Below are 16,064 nucleotides of genomic sequence, written 5' to 3' on the forward strand. Positions count from 1 at the left end.
GGTTACCCCCACTGCCCGTGCGGGGCGCGCTCCGTACGGTGGACGCATGGAAGCCCGCGACCCTGAGCTCAAGAAGGAGCTCGACGCCACGCTCCACGCCCGCAAGGAACTGGGCGAGGAGTACGAGTCCGCGCTGGTCGACTCCTTCTTGGAGAAGGTCGAACAGCGCCTGGACGGCACGCTCGACCGCCGTGTCCGCCGTCACCTCGCCGAGCAGCAGGTCGTCGTGGCCAGAGGCTCGTCCCGGCCGGGGGAGGTCGCCGAGGGGAACTTCGGCGAGCGCTTCGGCTTCGCGATCATCTCGCTGATCCTGGCGATCCCGCTGTCCGCGATCGCGGTCGTGAACGGGGGACGGATCGGTCTCGTGGTGGCGTGGCTGGGGATCGTGGGCGTGAACGCGGTGCACGCGGCGCACGGGGTGCCGTGGCGGCGCGACCGCAGGGACGCGCGGAAGTCGGACTGGGACGCGTAACGAGGCGTTCCGGATGCGCTGAACGGCAAGGAAAGCCGCGCCGCAGGCCCATGAGCGACCACCGTGCCCTCGGACAGACTTCTCGGGCCGGGACGACCCGGCACCCCAGAAGCCTCACCCGAGGAGTCCTTCGTGCACCTGACCCTTCCGCGCGTGGCCGTCCTGGGCGCCTTCCTCATGGGCGCCGCCCTCACACCCACAGCGGCCAACGCCGCCACCGGGAGCGCACCGGCCCCGGCCGCTCAAGTGTCGGCGGGCAACGCCGACACGGCCGTCACCGTGAGCCGCGACGCGCGCACCGGCATCCAGACGGCGACCGGCTGCCACGGCACCACCTGTATCCACGTCAAGGGCACCGGCCTCCGCGTGGAGTACGCGGTCGTCACCAACCGCAACGGCAACCCCGTGGGCCGCGGCGTCATCTCCAGCACGTGGGACAACCAGACCCACTACGGCGCCTGGCTCGGAAGGGGCCAGGCCTGGCGCAAGGACTACTACGTCTACATGAACCAGAACAACAAGGTCTGCGGGTCCATCGAAGGCATCGACGTGGCCTGTCTCACCATCCACCGCTGACGGGGATGCGGGGGGCGGGTCGCGCCCAGGCCCGCCCCCCTGCCACAGCACGCTGCTACTCCGGCCGCTCAGCCGCCGGGGCGGGACCGGTGACCGTGCGCCGGTACTCGCCGGGAGTCACTCCGTACTCCGTGAGGAAGGCCCGGTTGAAGGCGGACGGGTTCGGCAGTCCCCAGCGGGCGGCGATCGCGTGCACCGGCACCCCGCGCATCCGGGGGTCCTCCAGGTCGGCACGGCAGTGTTCGAGGCGGCGGTGGCGGATCGCGGCGGACACCGTACGGCTCCGGGCGCGGAACAGCGCGTGCAGCGTGCGCACCGAGATGTGGTGGTGCGCCGCGACGGCGGACGGCGACAGGGCCGCGTGGCTCAGGTTGTCCTCGATGAAGGCGTCGATCCTGGCGAGCAGCATGCGGTTGCGCGCCTCGGGCGGCACCCGGTCGTTCGCGTTCAGCCGGTCCGCGAGGAAGGCGGCGACCAACTCCCAGGTGACGGGCCCGAGCCTGGCCGTCTCGCGGTCCGTCAGGAACGGCGCCTCCGCCACCAGGGACCGCAGGAACCGCGCCAGTACGGCCGCCATGCCCCGGTCCGTGGGCATGCTGTGCGCCAGCAGCCCGTCCAGCCGCTCCGCCGGGACCGGCATGTCGGCCCTCGGCAGGTGCAGGATGATCGCCCGGGAGATCCCGTCGCCCGACCCGTCGAGCCCCCGTCCGTCGAACGGCCGGGAGGTGTTCCACATCACCAGGTCGCCGGCCTTCATCCGGGTCTCGTTGCGCGCCTGCGAGATCCACATCTCGCTGCCGGTGATGAGGGTGAGCTCGTACACCTCCGGATCGGAGCGCCTGATGAGGGCCGGGGTGCGCTCCGAGCGGATCGCGGGGAAGGACATCGAGGTCAGCTGGAGGCTGCCGAGCTGTACGGATCCCGCGCTCGCCGGGAAGTCGTCGACGTGCGCGCTGGTGATGCGGGTCGGCGCGACGTCCTGACTGATCAAATCCCGCCACCAGTCGAAGCGTTGCTCCGGCGGCACACACGTGGAATGCAGCGTGGCGAGACCCATGGACCCTCCCCCGAACGGCCATCGACGGGCGGCAGCCTTCCAGGTCCCCCGCTGCCCCACCATCCTCAATTCGGCCTGGGCGCCACTCTGTCGAAAATCCTGCGGGTACGGGCGCGTGCCCCGCACCCGTACCCGCGCCCCGCCCTACCGCTTGCGCCCCACGCCCCCGTACATCGCGACCTCGCCGTGCTCCCCCGGCCCGTCCGGGCGCCAGCGGGAGCAGCTCACCACTCCGGGCTCCAGCAGGTCGAGCCCGTCGAAGTACCGCTCCACCGCCCCCGGCGTCCGCTGGGTCAGCCGCGGCGTGCCGTGCTCGTTCCAGAACGCCACCGCCGCGTCCACGTCCGGCATCGCCGGGCTGGTGATGGTGTGCGAGAGCACCAGGTGGCTCCCGGACGGCAGCGCGTCCAGGAGCGCGCGCACCACCGCGTACGACTCCTCGTCGTCCTCGACGAAGATCACGACGCCGAGCAGCATCAGCGCCACCGGCTCGCCGAAGTCCAGTGTCTTCGCGGCCCGTTCGAGGATCGTGCCGGTGTCGCGCAGGTCGGCGTCGAGGTAGGCGGTCCGCCCCTCGGGCGCGCTCGTCAGCAGGGCCCGCGCGTGCGCCAGCACCAGCGGGTCGTTGTCGACGTAGACGACCCTCGAATCGGGTGCAACGCGCTGCGCCACCTCGTGGGTGTTGTCGGCGCTCGGCAGCCCCGTGCCGATGTCGAGGAACTGCCGGATCCCCGCCTCCTTCGCGAGGTGCCGCACGGACCGCCCCAGGAAGAGCCGGTCGGCCTTGGCGTACTCCCCGATGCCGGGGTGCAGCGCGCGGATCCGGTCGCCGGCCGCCCGGTCGACCTCGTAGTTGTCCTTGCCGCCGGTCCAGTAGTTCCAGATGCGGGCGGTGTGGGGCCTGGAGGTGTCGATCCGTCCGGCCCGGTCGGTCCATTCGTCGGTCACCAGTAGAACGTAACCCCTGACGCACCAACTGCCCCACGGGTCAAGGAAATTGCGTCGCGGGGGCCGCCGCACCCCCGGACGGTGCCGGAGGACGGGACGACGGCGGTCCCCGCGAGGGACAGGCTCCGGGTCAGGGCCGGTCGCCGTGTCCTGGGCGCCTTCGGGTGGTCCGGGAGCCGCTCCGGAAGTTCCCTGCGCCGAGAACCACTGTGCCCCAGCCGTGTTAAGCGGGTGCTGCGCGCACGTGTCGGGGTCGTACCGATTGCGCGAAGAGCACAACACCCGCCTCCCGCGGCGCCCTACTTCGCGAGGAAGGCCAGCAGGTCCTGTCGGCTCACGACGCCCTTCGGCTTGCCCTCGACCAGCACGATCGCCGCGTCCGACCCGCCGGCCCCGCCGAGCACCTGCATCAGGTCCCCGACCGGCTCGCCCGAGCCGACCTGCGGCAGCGGGTCGCTCATGTGCTTCTCCAGCGGGTCGGTGAGCGAGGCGCGCTGCGCGAACAGCGCGTCCAGCAGCTCGCGCTCCACCACGGACCCGATGACCTCGGCGGCCATCACGTCCGGGTGTCCCGCGCCCGGCTTGACGATGGGCATCTGCGACACGCCGTACTCGCGCAGCACCTCGATCGCCTCGCCGACGGTCTCCTCCGGGTGCATGTGGACCAGGCTGGGGATCTTCCCGCCCTCCTTGAAGCGCAGCACGTCGCCGACGCTCGCCGAGGGGCCCGCGCCCTCCAGGAACCCGTAGTCCGCCATCCACTCGTCGTTGAAGATCTTCGACAGGTAGCCGCGGCCGCTGTCGGGGAGCAGCACGACGACCACGTCGTCGGGGCCGAGGTCCTTGGCGACCTCCAGGGCGCCGACCACGGCCATGCCGCAGGAGCCGCCGACCAGCAGGCCCTCCTCCTTGGCGAGGCGGCGGGTCATCTGGAAGGAGTCCTTGTCGGAGACCGCGACGATCCGGTCCGTGACGTCCTGGTCGTAGGCGGTCGGCCAGAAGTCCTCACCGACGCCCTCGACCAGGTACGGACGGCCGGAGCCGCCGGAGTACACCGAGCCCTCGGGGTCGGCGCCGATGACCTTCACCCGGCCGTCGCTGACCTCCTTGAGGTAGCGGCCGGTGCCGGAGATCGTGCCGCCGGTGCCGACGCCCGCGACGAAGTGAGTGATCTTTCCCTCGGTCTGTTCCCACAGTTCGGGACCGGTCGTCTCGTAGTGCGAGCGCGGGTTGTTCGGGTTGGAGTACTGGTCGGGCTTCCACGCGCCCGGCGTCTCGCGGACCAGCCGGTCGGAGACGTTGTAGTACGAGTCGGGGTGCTCGGGGTCGACCGCCGTCGGGCAGACGACGACCTCGGCCCCGTACGCCCGCAGCACGTTGATCTTGTCGGTCGACACCTTGTCGGGGCAGACGAAGATGCACTTGTAGCCCTTCTGCTGGGCGACGATCGCGAGCCCCACGCCGGTGTTCCCGGACGTCGGCTCGACGATCGTGCCGCCCGGCCGGAGCTCCCCGCTCTGCTCGGCGGCCTCGATCATGCGCAGGGCGATCCGGTCCTTCACCGAACCGCCGGGGTTGAAGTATTCGACCTTGGCCAGGACGGTCGCCTGGATTCCGGCCGTGACATTGCTCAGCTTCAAGAGCGGCGTGTTGCCGACGAGGCTGATCATCGATTCGTGGAATTGCACCGTGTACTCCGCGGGGTCTCCGATTGGGTGTGGCCCAGCGTATGCGGCCGAACACGCGATTGGGTGACGGTCGTTACGGGGCAGTTAGCTCTTGTGTAGCTCTTGAAGTCCGGGTACGGCGAAGAGGAGGTGGCTCGGAAGGTGTCGAGGGCGAGAGTGGCGCGGCGCATCGCCGCGGGCGCGGCCTACGGAGGCGGCTCCATCGGGCTGCTGGGAGCGGCGGCCGTGGGTGTGGTCCTGGCCGAGGTGCAGTTGGCGAAGAGGTCCGTCGGCGGGGGCGTCGCACCCGTCCCGCCGAGCGCCGACGGGCGGTACGGGGTGGCGCTCGCGGGGCTCGCGCCGCCGCTGCGCCTGGGCCTTCTGGGTGATTCCACGGCGGCGGGACAGGGCGTGCGGCGGGCGGGCCAGACCCCGGGCGCGCTGCTCGCCTCGGGGCTCGCGGCGGTGGCCGAGCGGCCCGTCGAACTGCGGAACGTGGCGCTGCCCGGCGCCCAGTCGGACGACCTGGAGCGCCAGGTGGGGCAGCTCCTCTCGGACCCGGTCCGCACCCCCGACGTGTGCGTGATCATGATCGGCGCGAACGACGTCACGCACCGGATGCCCGCGACGCAGTCGGTGCGGTACCTGGCGGCTGCGGTACGGCGGCTGCGCACCGCGGGCGCGGAGGTGGTGGTCGGGACCTGCCCCGACCTGGGCACGATCGAGCCGGTCTACCAGCCGCTGCGGTGGCTGGCGCGGCGCGTCTCGCGGCAGCTGGCGGCGGCGCAGACGATCGGGGTGGTGGAGCAGGGCGGCCGCACGGTCTCGCTGGGCGACCTGCTGGGGCCCGAGTTCGCGGCGAACCCCCGCGAGATGTTCGCGGTGGACAACTACCACCCGTCGGCGGAGGGGTACGCGACGGCGGCGATGGCCGTGCTGCCCACGCTCTGCGCGGCGCTCGGGCTCTGGCCGGAGAGCGACCGGCTGGACGCCTCGCGCGACGAGGACATCCTGCCGGTGGCGAAGGCCGCGGCGGAGGCGGCGTCGGCGGCGGGCACGGAGGTGTCGGGAGCGCGAGCGCCGTGGGCACTCCTGAAGCACCGCCGCAGGAGGCGGATCCCCCCGGTACCGGCGGCGGAGACGGCGGCGCCCCGCCCGGTGTAGGGGGCCGGGGCGGGCCCGGCACGGGTGCGCCCTCCAGGGGCGCGGGGAGGGACCGGCCCGCCGCGGGCGAAACGGCGCCCCCGGGCAGCGGGACCCCGACAAGAGCGCCGCCCCCCCTGCGCACCCCCCGCCCCCGCCCCGGCCCGCCGGGGCTGAGCGTGCGCTTAGAAAAGAGGCCCGCGTCACACCCCGCACCGGGTGACCCGCCCCGATACGTGCGGGTAACTTCCCGTAGAGCCGCAACCCCCGCCACCCCAGGAGCCCCGATGCCCGAAGCAGTGATCGTCTCGACCGCCCGCTCCCCCATCGGCCGCGCCTTCAAGGGCTCCCTCAAGGACCTCCGCCCGGACGACCTGACCGCGACGATCATCCAGGCCGCCCTCGCGAAGGTCCCCGAGCTGGACCCGCGCGACATCGACGACCTGATGCTCGGCTGCGGCCTCCCGGGCGGCGAGCAGGGGCACAACCTGGGCCGCATCGTCGCCGTGCAGATGGGCATGGACCACCTCCCGGGCTGCACGATCACCCGGTACTGCTCCTCCTCGCTCCAGACGAGCCGCATGGCGCTGCACGCGATCAAGGCGGGCGAGGGCGACGTGTTCGTCTCAGCGGGCGTGGAGATGGTGTCCCGCTCCGTGAAGGGCACCTCCGACGGCCTCCCGGACACCCACAACCCGTTCTTCGCGGACGCGGAGGCCCGTACCTCCGAGCGCGCCCGACAGGAGGGCACCGACTGGCACGATCCGCGCGCGGACGGCCTGGTCCCTGACGCGTACATCGCGATGGGCCAGACCGCGGAGAACCTCGCCCGCGCGAAGGGCGTGACCCGCGCGGACATGGACGAGTTCGGCGTACGGTCGCAGAACCTCGCCGAGCAGGCCATCAAGAACGGCTTCTGGGAGCGTGAGATCACCCCGGTGACCACCCCCGACGGCACGGTCGTCGCGAAGGACGACGGCCCCCGCGCCGGGGTCACCCTGGAGGGCGTCCAGGGCCTGAAGCCCGTCTTCCGCCCCGACGGCCTGGTCACCGCGGGCAACTGCTGCCCGCTCAACGACGGCGCCGCCGCGCTCGTGATCATGTCCGACACCAAGGCCCGCGAGCTGGGCCTGACCCCGCTCGCGCGCATCGTGTCGACCGGCGTCACCGGCCTCTCGCCGGAGATCATGGGCCTCGGCCCGGTGGAGGCGACCCGGCAGGCGCTGTCCCGCGCGAACCTCACCGTCTCGGACATCGACCTCTTCGAGATCAACGAGGCGTTCGCGGCGCAGGTGATCCCCTCCTACCGCGAACTGGAGATCCCGCTCGACAAGCTGAACGTCAACGGCGGCGCGATCGCGGTCGGCCACCCCTTCGGCATGACCGGCGCCCGCCTCACCGGCACGCTCATCAACTCCCTGCAGTTCCACGACAAGCAGTTCGGCGTGGAGACGATGTGCGTCGGCGGCGGCCAGGGCATGGCCATGGTCATCGAGCGCCTGAGCTGACACCGCGGCGGCATAGAGCAGCACCGAGCAGCACCGAGCAGCACCGACAGGTAGGGGCCCCGGGCATATGCCCGGGGCCCCTACCTCCGCTTCCGTACCGATAATTGAACACAGGAGCGACACACCTCCCGGCATTCCCGCTAAGCTCCTCGCACCCCATTCGTGACCGAATCTCCCCCAGGATGTGACGTATCTCCTGGGGGAAGTTCGTTCCCCCAGGTCACAGCCGTGACGGGGCTAAACGCCGGGCACAAAGACCTGTCCATTTCGTGACGTAATGCACTGACAGTTGGAGCGGGCACCCAGCAAGCTGATGTAGGAAGTCGGGGGATCTATTGAAACCGGGAGTATGTCAGTGAGCGCCTTGTCTCTTGCCCTGCTGCTGACCACGGCCGCTGCCACGGCCGTCGGAGTGGCCGCCCTGCACGCCGCTCACGGGCTGCGCAAGCAGGTCACCGCCCTGCGCGAGGATCTGGCCGTCGCCGGCCGGGACCGCGTGGCGGAGGTGCCCGCCGCCCGTGCCACCCCCGTCGAGGAGATACGAGCCGCGGTCGCCGACGCGCTCGCCGAGGAGCGCGAGCGCGAGCTCGCCGAGGCGCGTGCGTTCTGGGCCGCCCAGGAGACCCGCGACGCCGCGGAGACCCCCATGTCGTTCGGCGGGTTCGGCGGCTTCGGCGAGGAGACGCCGTTCTTCCTGCCGCGCCAGGCCGACTTCGCGGGCGTCGAGGCGCTGGACCTCGGCGGCCTCGGGGCCTTCGACGGCACCGGTTCGCTCGACGGCGCCGCCGGTCTCGACGGGCTCCCCGTCGCCGAGGGCATCGACGAGCTGACCGCCCCCGGCGAGCTGCCGGAGTTCTCCGGCGCAGCCGAGTTCGCCGACGACTCCCCCGAGTTGGCCGCCGCGCGCCGCCGCCACCCCTCGCACCCCGACTTCGTCCCCGTGCAGACCCCGGTCGTCACGGACCACGAGCGCACGGTCTCGCGCCTGGAGCAGCTCGCGCGGACCCGCACGGAGCTGGCGGACGTGCGTCCCGGCCCGCTGGGCACCCTCGACGTGTACGTCTTCGCCGACGGCACGACGCTGTGCATGACGCCCGGCCACCGCGAGACCGCCGAGCGCCTCGCCCAGTCGCTGCGGGACGGCGAGGCGCCGGTCCTGCTGGGCGGCTCGGGCGTCTCCGGCGCGTACGCGCTGACGTTCGAGGTGGGCGAGGAGAGCGTCTACATCCTCGCGGACCGGGTCATAGCGTCGTTCTGACCCAGCGCCCTTCTCCGGGCCCCGCGGATCCCACGGGCCCCAGGAGACCCCCGGGGACCCGCAGACCCCGCACACGGGCCGCACGGCCCCCTGAAGCCCCTCAGAAGGCCGCCGCGACGGCGGCCTCGACCAACGCAACGGCCTCGTCCAGCGCCTCGGACGAGGTCGTCTCCGCGTCCGCACCGCCCGCGCCGTCCGCGCCGGCCAGGGCCAGCGCGAGATCGCGCCCCGCCACCGCCAGCTGGTCCCCGACGGTGAAGACCCCCTCGTCGGGCATCTCGCGCGGCGCGCTCCCCGGCTCCTCGATGGCCTGGGCGCGTACGGCGAGCTCCCTGGCGAGCCCGAGCCCGGCGGCCGCCGCACCCTGGCGCAGGCGGCTGTGCGGGGCGGCCCTCAGCCGGTCGGCGAAGCGGTCCACGGCGGCGGTCAGCCCAGTCGTATCAAGCACTCCGCGACCCTACGCGCCTCCCCGGGACTGTTGCCAACGCGCGAACCCTCAGGCACGGTGACGTGAAGACCAGTACGCGCAATGCGTCCGGAGGCGCCGATGTCGCAAGTCTTCTCCGAAGAGACCCATCGCAACCTGCTCTCCCGCATCCCCCACTGCACCGGTCGTGAAGTGTCCGACTGGCTGCGGACCGTCGATGAGGGGCCCTCCCTCTTCCGCTTCGAGGAAAAGGTCAGCTGGCTCCGGAGCGAGCACAACCTCGCCTACGGTCACGCGAAAGCGATCATCCACGAGTACGACTTGAGGCGCGCCGCGCGCAAGCTGCGCTAGGCGGGCGCCGGGAGGGCCACGGAAAACGGCCCGCAGGCGCGATGCCTGCGGGCCGTTCCGTGTCGTTCGACCAACGCGTCCACCACTACGACCGCTAGTCGCCCTGGAGGATCGAGAAGAGCCTCAGCATCTCCAGGTACAGCCACACGAGCGTCATGGTGAGGCCGAAGGCCGCGAACCACGCCTCCTCGCGCGGGGCGCCGTAGGTCAGCCCGTCCTCGACCTGCTTGAAGTCGAGGGCCAGGAAGCAGGCGCCGAGGATGATGCCGATGACGCCGAACAGGATGCCCAGGCCGCCGCTGCGGAAGCCGAGGCCGTCACCGCCGCCGAAGATCGAGAACATCAGGTTCACCAGCATGAGCAGCATGAAGCCCATGGCGGCGGCCATCACGAAGCCGTAGAACCGGCGGGTGACGCGGATCCAGCGCATCTTGTACGCGAAGAGGACGGCCGCGAAGACGCACATGGTGCCGAGCACGGCCTGCACGACGACGCCCGGACTCACGTACGTGGAGACCGCGCTGGAGATCACGCCGAGGAAGACGCCCTCGAACGCCGCGTAGGCGAGGATCAGCGCCGGCGACGGCTTGCGCTTGAAGGACTGCACCATCGCGAGCACGAAGGCCACGAGGGCCGCACCCACGGCGATGCCGTACGACTTGTTGACGCTGTCGCTGTCGACCGACAGGAACACCCACGACAGGACGGCGGTGAGCACGACCGTGCCGAGCGTCACGCCCGTACGGGTCACGACGTCGTCGATGGTCATCGCGCCGGAGCGCGGCGCCGTCTGCGGGGCGCCCTGCTGCGGGGCGTACGGGTTGGTCGCGTACGGGTTGGCGGCGCCCTGGGCGTACGGGTTGGTCCCGACCGGGCCCCCGGCCTGCGGCTGCTGCGCGTTGAAGCCCGCGTAGCCGTTGTCGCGGCTGAACCCCCGTCGCGAGAAGACCGGGTTGCTGCTCCTCATCTCACTCCTCCATGGCCACCCTGCGTGGCCTTGCGTCAAGGGTAATGCGTAAGCAAAAGAATCACCCTAGTGCTCCAGGAGGATCTTTACGAGGGACCCCGATGGCAGAAAGTCCCGCGGAGGGTTCCGCGGGGGGCCGTACTGGGGTACGCATGTCGGTGCGCGGCGCTCGACGTCCACGGCCGCGGAAACCCGTACCTTCACGACGGAAAGGGCACGGGCCCCGTGTCCGGCGTGTGGTGCCCGGAGCCGGACTTGAACCGGCACGCCCCGAGGGGCAGCGAGGTTTAAGCTCGCCGTGTCTGCATTCCACCATCCGGGCAGGGTTCGCGGCTCCGCGTTGGCACATGAGCCTAGCCCCACGCATCCCCCGAACAGCGGAACATCTTCGCGATGTTGTCTTATTTTATTGACCGCTTGAGGGAGCGTCAGCCCAGGTGGCAGCCACCTGCCACCCTCCCCGGGGCGTTGGCTGGCGCGAAGTCCGGCAAACGGGAATGACGGAAACTCGACGCCCGTTCACCCGTGTCCCGCCCGCCCCGGACGCTTTCCCGCCTCCTCCGCTTCTCCGCAGGACGATCACGGACCGCTCACCGCTCCCCCGCGGTTCCCCCGCGATCCCACCGGGAACGCCTCGGGGTCGGTGTCATACCCAAGTAGGACGCGAGCGGGGGTGTGGTCAGACTCAAGAGGGCCACGGGAACGGGCACGAGGATTGACGACCCGCCGCGGTTGGGCCGGGAGCATGGAGTGGTCCCCGGGGATCGCCCGGCAGCCGCCGGGCGGACCGCCCCGCGACCGCCGAAGGTCCCGCCCCAGCCATCCCAGGAGTGCCCCCGTGTTCACGACCCCCACCGCACACCGCGCCACCGCGGTGGCCGCCCGCGCCACTGACCTGTCCAAGGTCTACGGGCAGGGCGAGACGCAGGTCGTCGCCCTCGACCACGTCTCCGTGGACTTCCGGCAGGGCGAGTTCACCGCGATCATGGGCCCCTCGGGCTCCGGCAAGTCGACGCTGATGCACTGCGTGGCCGGGCTCGACTCGTTCAGCTCCGGATCCGTGCGCATCGGCGAGACCGAGCTGTCCACGCTCAAGGACAAGCAGCTCACCCAGCTGCGCCGGGACAAGATCGGCTTCATCTTCCAGGCGTTCAACCTGCTGCCGACGCTCACGGCGCTGGAGAACATCACGCTCCCCATGGACATCGCGGGCCGCAAGCCCGACAAGGCGTGGCTGGACAAGGTCATCGAGATGGTCGGCCTCTCCGGACGCCTGAGCCACCGCCCCACCCAGCTCTCCGGCGGCCAGCAGCAGCGCGTCGCCGTCGCCCGCGCCCTGGCCTCCCAGCCGGAGATCATCTTCGGTGACGAGCCGACCGGAAACCTCGACTCGCGCTCCGGCGCCGAGGTCCTGGGCTTCCTGCGCAACTCGGTGCGCGAGCTGGGCCAGACCGTGGTGATGGTCACCCACGACCCGGTCGCCGCCTCCTACGCGGACCGCGTCGTCTTCCTCGCCGACGGCCGCATCGTCGACGAGATGCTGCACCCCACCGCGGACGGCGTCCTCGACCGGATGAAGGAGTTCGACGCCAAGGGCCGCACCAGCTGACGCGTCCCCGCCCCCGTACTCCTCGCCCTCCCCTCTCCCAGGACTGACTGACCCATGCTCCGTACCGCCTTGCGCAACGTGCTCGCGCACAAGGCCAGGCTGCTGATGACCGTGCTCGCCGTGATGCTCGGCGTGGCCTTCGTCTCCGGCACCCTGGTCTTCTCCGACACCCTCTCCAACGCCTACCGCGGCCAGTCGGCCAAGAGCTACGACGACGTCGCGGTCGCCGCCACCACCTACTCCGACCCCGACGGCTCCCCCAAGGGCACCGCGATCGACGCGGCGGCCCTGGACAAGGTCCGCGCCCTGGACGGCGTCCGGAGCGTCACCGGCCGCGTCTCCGGCTTCGCGGGCGTCGCCGACCCCGACGGCAAGCTCATCGGCAACGGCTGGACCAACACCGGCGCGAACTTCGCCCCCGGCAAGGACGGCAAGGACTCCTCGTACGACTTCACCGACGGCCACGGCCCGGCGAAGGCCGACGAGATCGCCCTGGACCGGGACACCGCGAAGAAGGGCGAGTACGAGGTCGGCGACCGCGTGCGCGTCGCCACCAACGGCCCCGTGCGGGAGTACGTGCTCTCCGGCGTCTTCACCACCGAGGACGGCCAGGTCAACGCGGGCGGCTCGCTGGTGCTCTTCCAGACGCCCGTCGCCCAGAAGCTCTACCTCGCCCCCGGCTACTACGAGGACATCACCGTCTCCGCCGCGCCCGGCGCCTCCGCCGGGAAGCTGCTCGCCGAGGTGAAACCGCTGCTGCCGAAGGACGCCGACGTCAAGACCGGCGAGGCGCTCGCGGACGACAACGCCAAGCAGATCGAGGAGAGCATGAGCACCCTGAGCCAGGTGCTGCTCGCGTTCGCCGCCATCGCGCTCTTCGTCGGGATCTTCCTGATCTCCAACACCTTCACCATGCTGGTCGCCCAGCGCACCAAGGAACTGGCGCTGATGCGCGCCGTCGGCGCCTCGCGCCGCCAGGTCAAGCGCTCGGTGCTGCTCGAAGCCATGGTCGTCGGCGTCCTCGCCTCCGTCGTCGGCTTCGCGCTCGGCATCGGCCTCGCCGTCGCCCTGCGCTCCGCGATGTCCTCGTTCGGCGCGAAGGTCCCGGCCGGCGGGCTGGTCGTGTCGCCCACCGCGATCGGCGCGGCCCTGGCGGTCGGCGTGGTCGTGACGATGCTCGCCGCCTGGCTGCCCGCCCGGCGCGCCGCGAAGATCCCGCCGGTCGCCGCGATGAGCAGCGTGCACGCGGTGGCCACGACGAAGTCGCTGGTCGTGCGGAACTCCATCGGCGCCCTCATCACCCTGATCGGCGCGGGCGGCATCCTGGCGGGCGCCGCGGCCGGCAAGGGCGGCCGGATGCTCATCGGCGCGGGCGCGTTCTTCGCGCTGATCGGCATCATCGTGCTGATCCCGCTGCTGTCGCGCCCCGTCATCGCGCTGGTCCGCCCCGCGATCAGCAAGCTGTTCGGCGTCTCGGGCAAGCTCGCCAGCCAGAACGCGGTGCGCAACCCGCGCCGCACGGGCGCCACCGCGTCCGCCCTGGCCATCGGCCTGACCCTGGTCACGGGCCTGTCGGTGCTCGGCGTCACGATGGGCCGCGCGGTCGACAAGGCGACCACGGACAACATCAGGGCCGACTACATGCTGACCATGGCGAGCGGCAAGTCCCTCGACAAGTCGGCGCTCACCGCCCTGGAGAAGGCGCCCGGCGTCTCCGCGGTCTCCCCGCAGACCTGGGTGCCCATGGAGATCGACGGCGAGTCGGTGTCGGCCGACGGCGTCACCCCCGGTGACATCGGCAAGGTCCTCAACGTGAAGGTGCTCAGCGGCTCGCTCGACGCCCTGGGCAAGGGCGAGATCGTCCTGGACGACAAGACCGCGAAGAACCGCGGCCTGAAGGTCGGCGACACCGTCAAGGCCGGATTCGGCCGCGACGAGAACCCGAAGACCGCCCCGATGCGGATCGGCGGCGTCTACGAGGGCAACGAGTTCTCCTCGAACGTGCTCGTCGACCAGAAGGTCGGCACCGCGTACACCGACCGGCCCGAGATCCGGCAGATCTTCGTGAAGTCGCAGGGCGGCGCGACCGCGGCGAACGAGAAGGCGCTGATCAACGCGCTCGGGGACAACCCGGCGATCAGCGTGATGGACAAGCAGGACATCCGCAACACCTTCGGCGGCATGATCAACACGCTGCTGAACATCATGTACGGCCTGCTCGGCATGGCCCTGATCATCGCCGTCCTCGGCGTGATCAACACCCTCGCGATGTCCGTCTTCGAGCGGCAGCAGGAGATCGGCATGCTGCGGGCGATCGGCCTCGACCGGGGGCGCGTGAAGACGATGATCCGGCTGGAGTCGGTGGTCATCTCGCTCTTCGGCGCGGTGATCGGCATCGGGCTCGGCACGTTCCTGGGCTGGGCGATCGGCCAGAGCATCAAGGACGAGATCCCGGGGTACGCGCTGGTGATCCCGTGGGACCGGGTGGGCCTGTTCCTGGTCCTGGCGGGCCTGGTGGGCGTCCTCGCGGCGATGTGGCCGGCGCGGAGCGCGGCGCGCCTGAACATGCTGACGGCGATCAAGACGGAGTAGCGGGGCACGGGGTCCTCGCGGCGCGAGGGGCGGGCGTTCCCGGAAGGGGCGCCCGCCCCTCGCGCGTTGCGGGCGCCCCCTACCCCCGCCACTCCCTCGTCCGCAGCGGCAGGCCCGAGTCGCCGTCCTGCGGGGTGCGGACCGCCAGGATCTGGTTCACGCCGATCTTGTTGTGCTCGAAGGCCAGCGCGGACGCCGCCATGTACAGCCGCCACACCCGCGCCCGCCCCGGCGAGGTCAGCCGCGCGGCCTTCGGCCAGGCGGCCTCCAGACGGGCCACCCACGCCCGCAGCGTGAGCGCGTAGTGCTCGCGGATCGACTCGACGTCGCGCGCCTCGAAGCCCGCCTCCTCCAGCGTGGAGAGCGTGCGCCCGAGCGGCGCCAGCTCCCCGTCGGGGAAGACGTACCGGTCGATGAACTCGTCCACGCGGTACGCCGACTCGTCCTTCTCGGGCCGCCGCGCGATCTGGTGGTTGAGCAGCCGCCCGCCGGGCTTGAGGAGGGCGTGCAGGACGTCCGCGTACTCGCGGTACTGGACGGCCCCGACGTGCTCGGCCATGCCGATGGAGGAGATCGCGTCGTACGGGCCGTCCCCGACGTCCCGGTAGTCCTGGACGCGGATCTCGATCCGGTCGGTCAGCCCCTCCTCGGCGATCCGCTTGCGGGCGTACGCCGCCTGCTCGGTGGAGAGCGTGATGCCGGTGACCCGCGCCCCGTACTCGCGGGCCGCGTGGATCGCCATGGACCCCCAGCCGCAGCCGACGTCGAGCAGCCGGTCGTCCTCCTTCAGCGCGAGCTTGCGGGCGATCAGGTCGAGCTTGTCGCGCTGGGCGGCCTCCAGGGTCGCGTCCGGGCCCTCCCAGTACGCGCAGGAGTAGACCATGGACGGGCCCAGGACGAGCGAGTAGAAGTCGTTGCCGACGTCGTAGTGGTGGCTGATCGCCGCCTTGTCGCGGCGCTTGGTGTGCCGCCGTCCGTTCCGGTGCCCGTCCGCCTCCTCGTCGGGCGGCGGCGGGGGCGGCAGCGTCCCGCCGAGCTTCAGCAGCCCGAACGCGGCGGCCCGCAGCTTGGGGTCGCGGACGGGGTGCACCGTGTCCTTGGCCTCGGCGCCGCGCTCCCAGATCAGCTCGGCGAGCAGGTCGAGCGCCTCGTACAGGTCGCCGTCGACGTCCAGGTCCCCGGCCACCCAGGCGCGGGCGAGGCCCAGCTCGCCGGGCTTCCACAGCAGGCGGCGCAGGGCGCGGCGGTGGCGCACGACCAGCACGGGCGTGCCGGGCGGCCCGGCCTCGCTGCCGTCCCAGGCCCGGATGCGGACCGGGAGCGGCCCGTCCAGGATCTCCTCGGCGAGAGCGGACAGCCGCTGTGCGGCGTCGGCCATGGCGCACACCTCCGTGGTGACGGGATCGACATGCGTTGTCATCCAGTGTCAACACGTCGGGCCGCCGCCGCACTTCCCGGCGATGTTCAAGCGCCGGTCAAATTACGTGTA

Annotated in this window: 14 protein-coding genes and 1 tRNA gene; 8 read left to right on the plus strand and 7 right to left on the minus strand. The window is 71.5% G+C overall.

Annotated features, from left to right (window positions below):
- Positions 1-46 precede the first annotated feature (46 nt).
- Both ACIBNE_RS06355 and ACIBNE_RS06360 read left to right on the plus strand, forming a co-directional pair.
- Complete coding sequence (locus tag ACIBNE_RS06355) at positions 47-472, plus strand: hypothetical protein (RefSeq protein ID WP_399270260.1); 426 nt, start codon at positions 47-49, stop codon at positions 470-472.
- 132 nt (positions 473-604) lie between these two features.
- Entirely contained in the window at positions 605-1,048 is a 444-nt protein-coding gene (locus tag ACIBNE_RS06360) for a hypothetical protein (RefSeq protein ID WP_399270262.1), read from the plus strand.
- 55 nt (positions 1,049-1,103) lie between these two features.
- On the opposite strand, the gene ACIBNE_RS06365 is transcribed toward ACIBNE_RS06360, so the two are convergent.
- From ACIBNE_RS06365 to ACIBNE_RS06375, 3 genes are all read right to left on the minus strand, one after another.
- A complete protein-coding gene (locus ACIBNE_RS06365; RefSeq protein ID WP_399270264.1) occupies positions 1,104-2,105 on the minus strand; it encodes a helix-turn-helix domain-containing protein in 1,002 nt (333 codons plus the stop codon).
- Between the two features lie 144 nt (positions 2,106-2,249).
- A complete protein-coding gene (locus ACIBNE_RS06370) occupies positions 2,250-3,053 on the minus strand; it encodes an SAM-dependent methyltransferase (RefSeq protein ID WP_399270266.1) in 804 nt (267 codons plus the stop codon).
- A gap of 299 nt (positions 3,054-3,352) precedes the next feature.
- A complete protein-coding gene (locus tag ACIBNE_RS06375) occupies positions 3,353-4,741 on the minus strand; it encodes a cystathionine beta-synthase (protein ID WP_399270268.1) in 1,389 nt (462 codons plus the stop codon).
- 156 nt (positions 4,742-4,897) lie between these two features.
- On the opposite strand from ACIBNE_RS06375, the gene ACIBNE_RS06380 reads away from it, so the two are divergent.
- The 3 genes from ACIBNE_RS06380 (at position 4,898) to ACIBNE_RS06390 (ending at position 8,629) form a co-directional block, all read left to right on the plus strand.
- A complete protein-coding gene (locus ACIBNE_RS06380) occupies positions 4,898-5,884 on the plus strand; it encodes an SGNH/GDSL hydrolase family protein (RefSeq protein WP_399271244.1) in 987 nt (328 codons plus the stop codon).
- A gap of 266 nt (positions 5,885-6,150) precedes the next feature.
- Positions 6,151-7,371 (plus strand): acetyl-CoA C-acetyltransferase, encoded by a 1,221-nt coding sequence (locus ACIBNE_RS06385; RefSeq protein ID WP_399270270.1) that lies wholly within the window; start codon positions 6,151-6,153, stop codon positions 7,369-7,371.
- A gap of 349 nt (positions 7,372-7,720) precedes the next feature.
- Entirely contained in the window at positions 7,721-8,629 is a 909-nt protein-coding gene (locus ACIBNE_RS06390) for a hypothetical protein (RefSeq protein ID WP_399270272.1), read from the plus strand.
- Between the two features lie 100 nt (positions 8,630-8,729).
- Here the strand turns inward: ACIBNE_RS06390 and ACIBNE_RS06395 are convergent, their stop codons facing one another.
- A complete protein-coding gene (locus tag ACIBNE_RS06395) occupies positions 8,730-9,077 on the minus strand; it encodes a hypothetical protein (RefSeq protein WP_399270274.1) in 348 nt (115 codons plus the stop codon).
- A gap of 99 nt (positions 9,078-9,176) precedes the next feature.
- On the opposite strand from ACIBNE_RS06395, the gene ACIBNE_RS06400 reads away from it, so the two are divergent.
- Positions 9,177-9,407 carry a DUF4287 domain-containing protein gene (locus ACIBNE_RS06400; RefSeq protein WP_399270276.1) on the plus strand — a complete coding sequence of 77 codons (231 nt, stop codon included), beginning with the start codon at positions 9,177-9,179 and terminating at the stop codon, positions 9,405-9,407.
- A 94-nt stretch (positions 9,408-9,501) separates the two neighbouring features.
- Here the strand turns inward: ACIBNE_RS06400 and ACIBNE_RS06405 are convergent, their stop codons facing one another.
- Both ACIBNE_RS06405 and ACIBNE_RS06410 read right to left on the minus strand, forming a co-directional pair.
- Positions 9,502-10,374 carry a Bax inhibitor-1/YccA family protein gene (locus tag ACIBNE_RS06405; protein ID WP_399270278.1) on the minus strand — a complete coding sequence of 291 codons (873 nt, stop codon included), beginning with the start codon at positions 10,372-10,374 and terminating at the stop codon, positions 9,502-9,504.
- Positions 10,375-10,611: 237 nt separating this feature from the next.
- A tRNA-Leu gene (locus ACIBNE_RS06410) sits at positions 10,612-10,696 on the minus strand.
- A gap of 516 nt (positions 10,697-11,212) precedes the next feature.
- Here ACIBNE_RS06410 and ACIBNE_RS06415 point away from each other — a divergent pair.
- Positions 11,213-11,983, plus strand: coding sequence for an ABC transporter ATP-binding protein (locus ACIBNE_RS06415; protein ID WP_399270280.1), 771 nt, complete (start codon positions 11,213-11,215; stop codon positions 11,981-11,983).
- Positions 11,984-12,037: 54 nt separating this feature from the next.
- A complete protein-coding gene (locus ACIBNE_RS06420; RefSeq protein ID WP_399270282.1) occupies positions 12,038-14,575 on the plus strand; it encodes an ABC transporter permease in 2,538 nt (845 codons plus the stop codon).
- 79 nt (positions 14,576-14,654) lie between these two features.
- Here the strand turns inward: ACIBNE_RS06420 and ACIBNE_RS06425 are convergent, their stop codons facing one another.
- Entirely contained in the window at positions 14,655-15,953 is a 1,299-nt protein-coding gene (locus ACIBNE_RS06425) for a class I SAM-dependent methyltransferase (protein ID WP_399270284.1), read from the minus strand.
- Positions 15,954-16,064: the final 111 nt, after the last annotated feature.

It is taken from the genome of Streptomyces sp. NPDC050504 (genome assembly GCF_044458065.1).
Lineage (GTDB): Bacteria > Actinomycetota > Actinomycetes > Streptomycetales > Streptomycetaceae > Streptomyces.

Excerpts from the sequence above, each read along its gene's own strand:
- ACIBNE_RS06355 (WP_399270260.1), top strand. The coding sequence starts at position 47 with ATGGAAGCCCGCGACCCTGAGCTCAAGAAGGAGCTCGACGCCACGCTC.
- ACIBNE_RS06385 (WP_399270270.1), top strand. The coding sequence starts at position 6,151 with ATGCCCGAAGCAGTGATCGTCTCGACCGCCCGCTCCCCCATCGGCCGC.
- ACIBNE_RS06405 (WP_399270278.1), bottom strand. The coding sequence starts at position 10,374 with ATGAGGAGCAGCAACCCGGTCTTCTCGCGACGGGGGTTCAGCCGCGAC.
- ACIBNE_RS06390 (WP_399270272.1), top strand. The coding sequence starts at position 7,721 with ATGTCAGTGAGCGCCTTGTCTCTTGCCCTGCTGCTGACCACGGCCGCT.
- ACIBNE_RS06365 (WP_399270264.1), bottom strand. The coding sequence starts at position 2,105 with ATGGGTCTCGCCACGCTGCATTCCACGTGTGTGCCGCCGGAGCAACGC.
- ACIBNE_RS06425 (WP_399270284.1), bottom strand. The coding sequence starts at position 15,953 with ATGGCCGACGCCGCACAGCGGCTGTCCGCTCTCGCCGAGGAGATCCTG.
- ACIBNE_RS06420 (WP_399270282.1), top strand. The coding sequence starts at position 12,038 with ATGCTCCGTACCGCCTTGCGCAACGTGCTCGCGCACAAGGCCAGGCTG.
- ACIBNE_RS06400 (WP_399270276.1), top strand. The coding sequence starts at position 9,177 with ATGTCGCAAGTCTTCTCCGAAGAGACCCATCGCAACCTGCTCTCCCGC.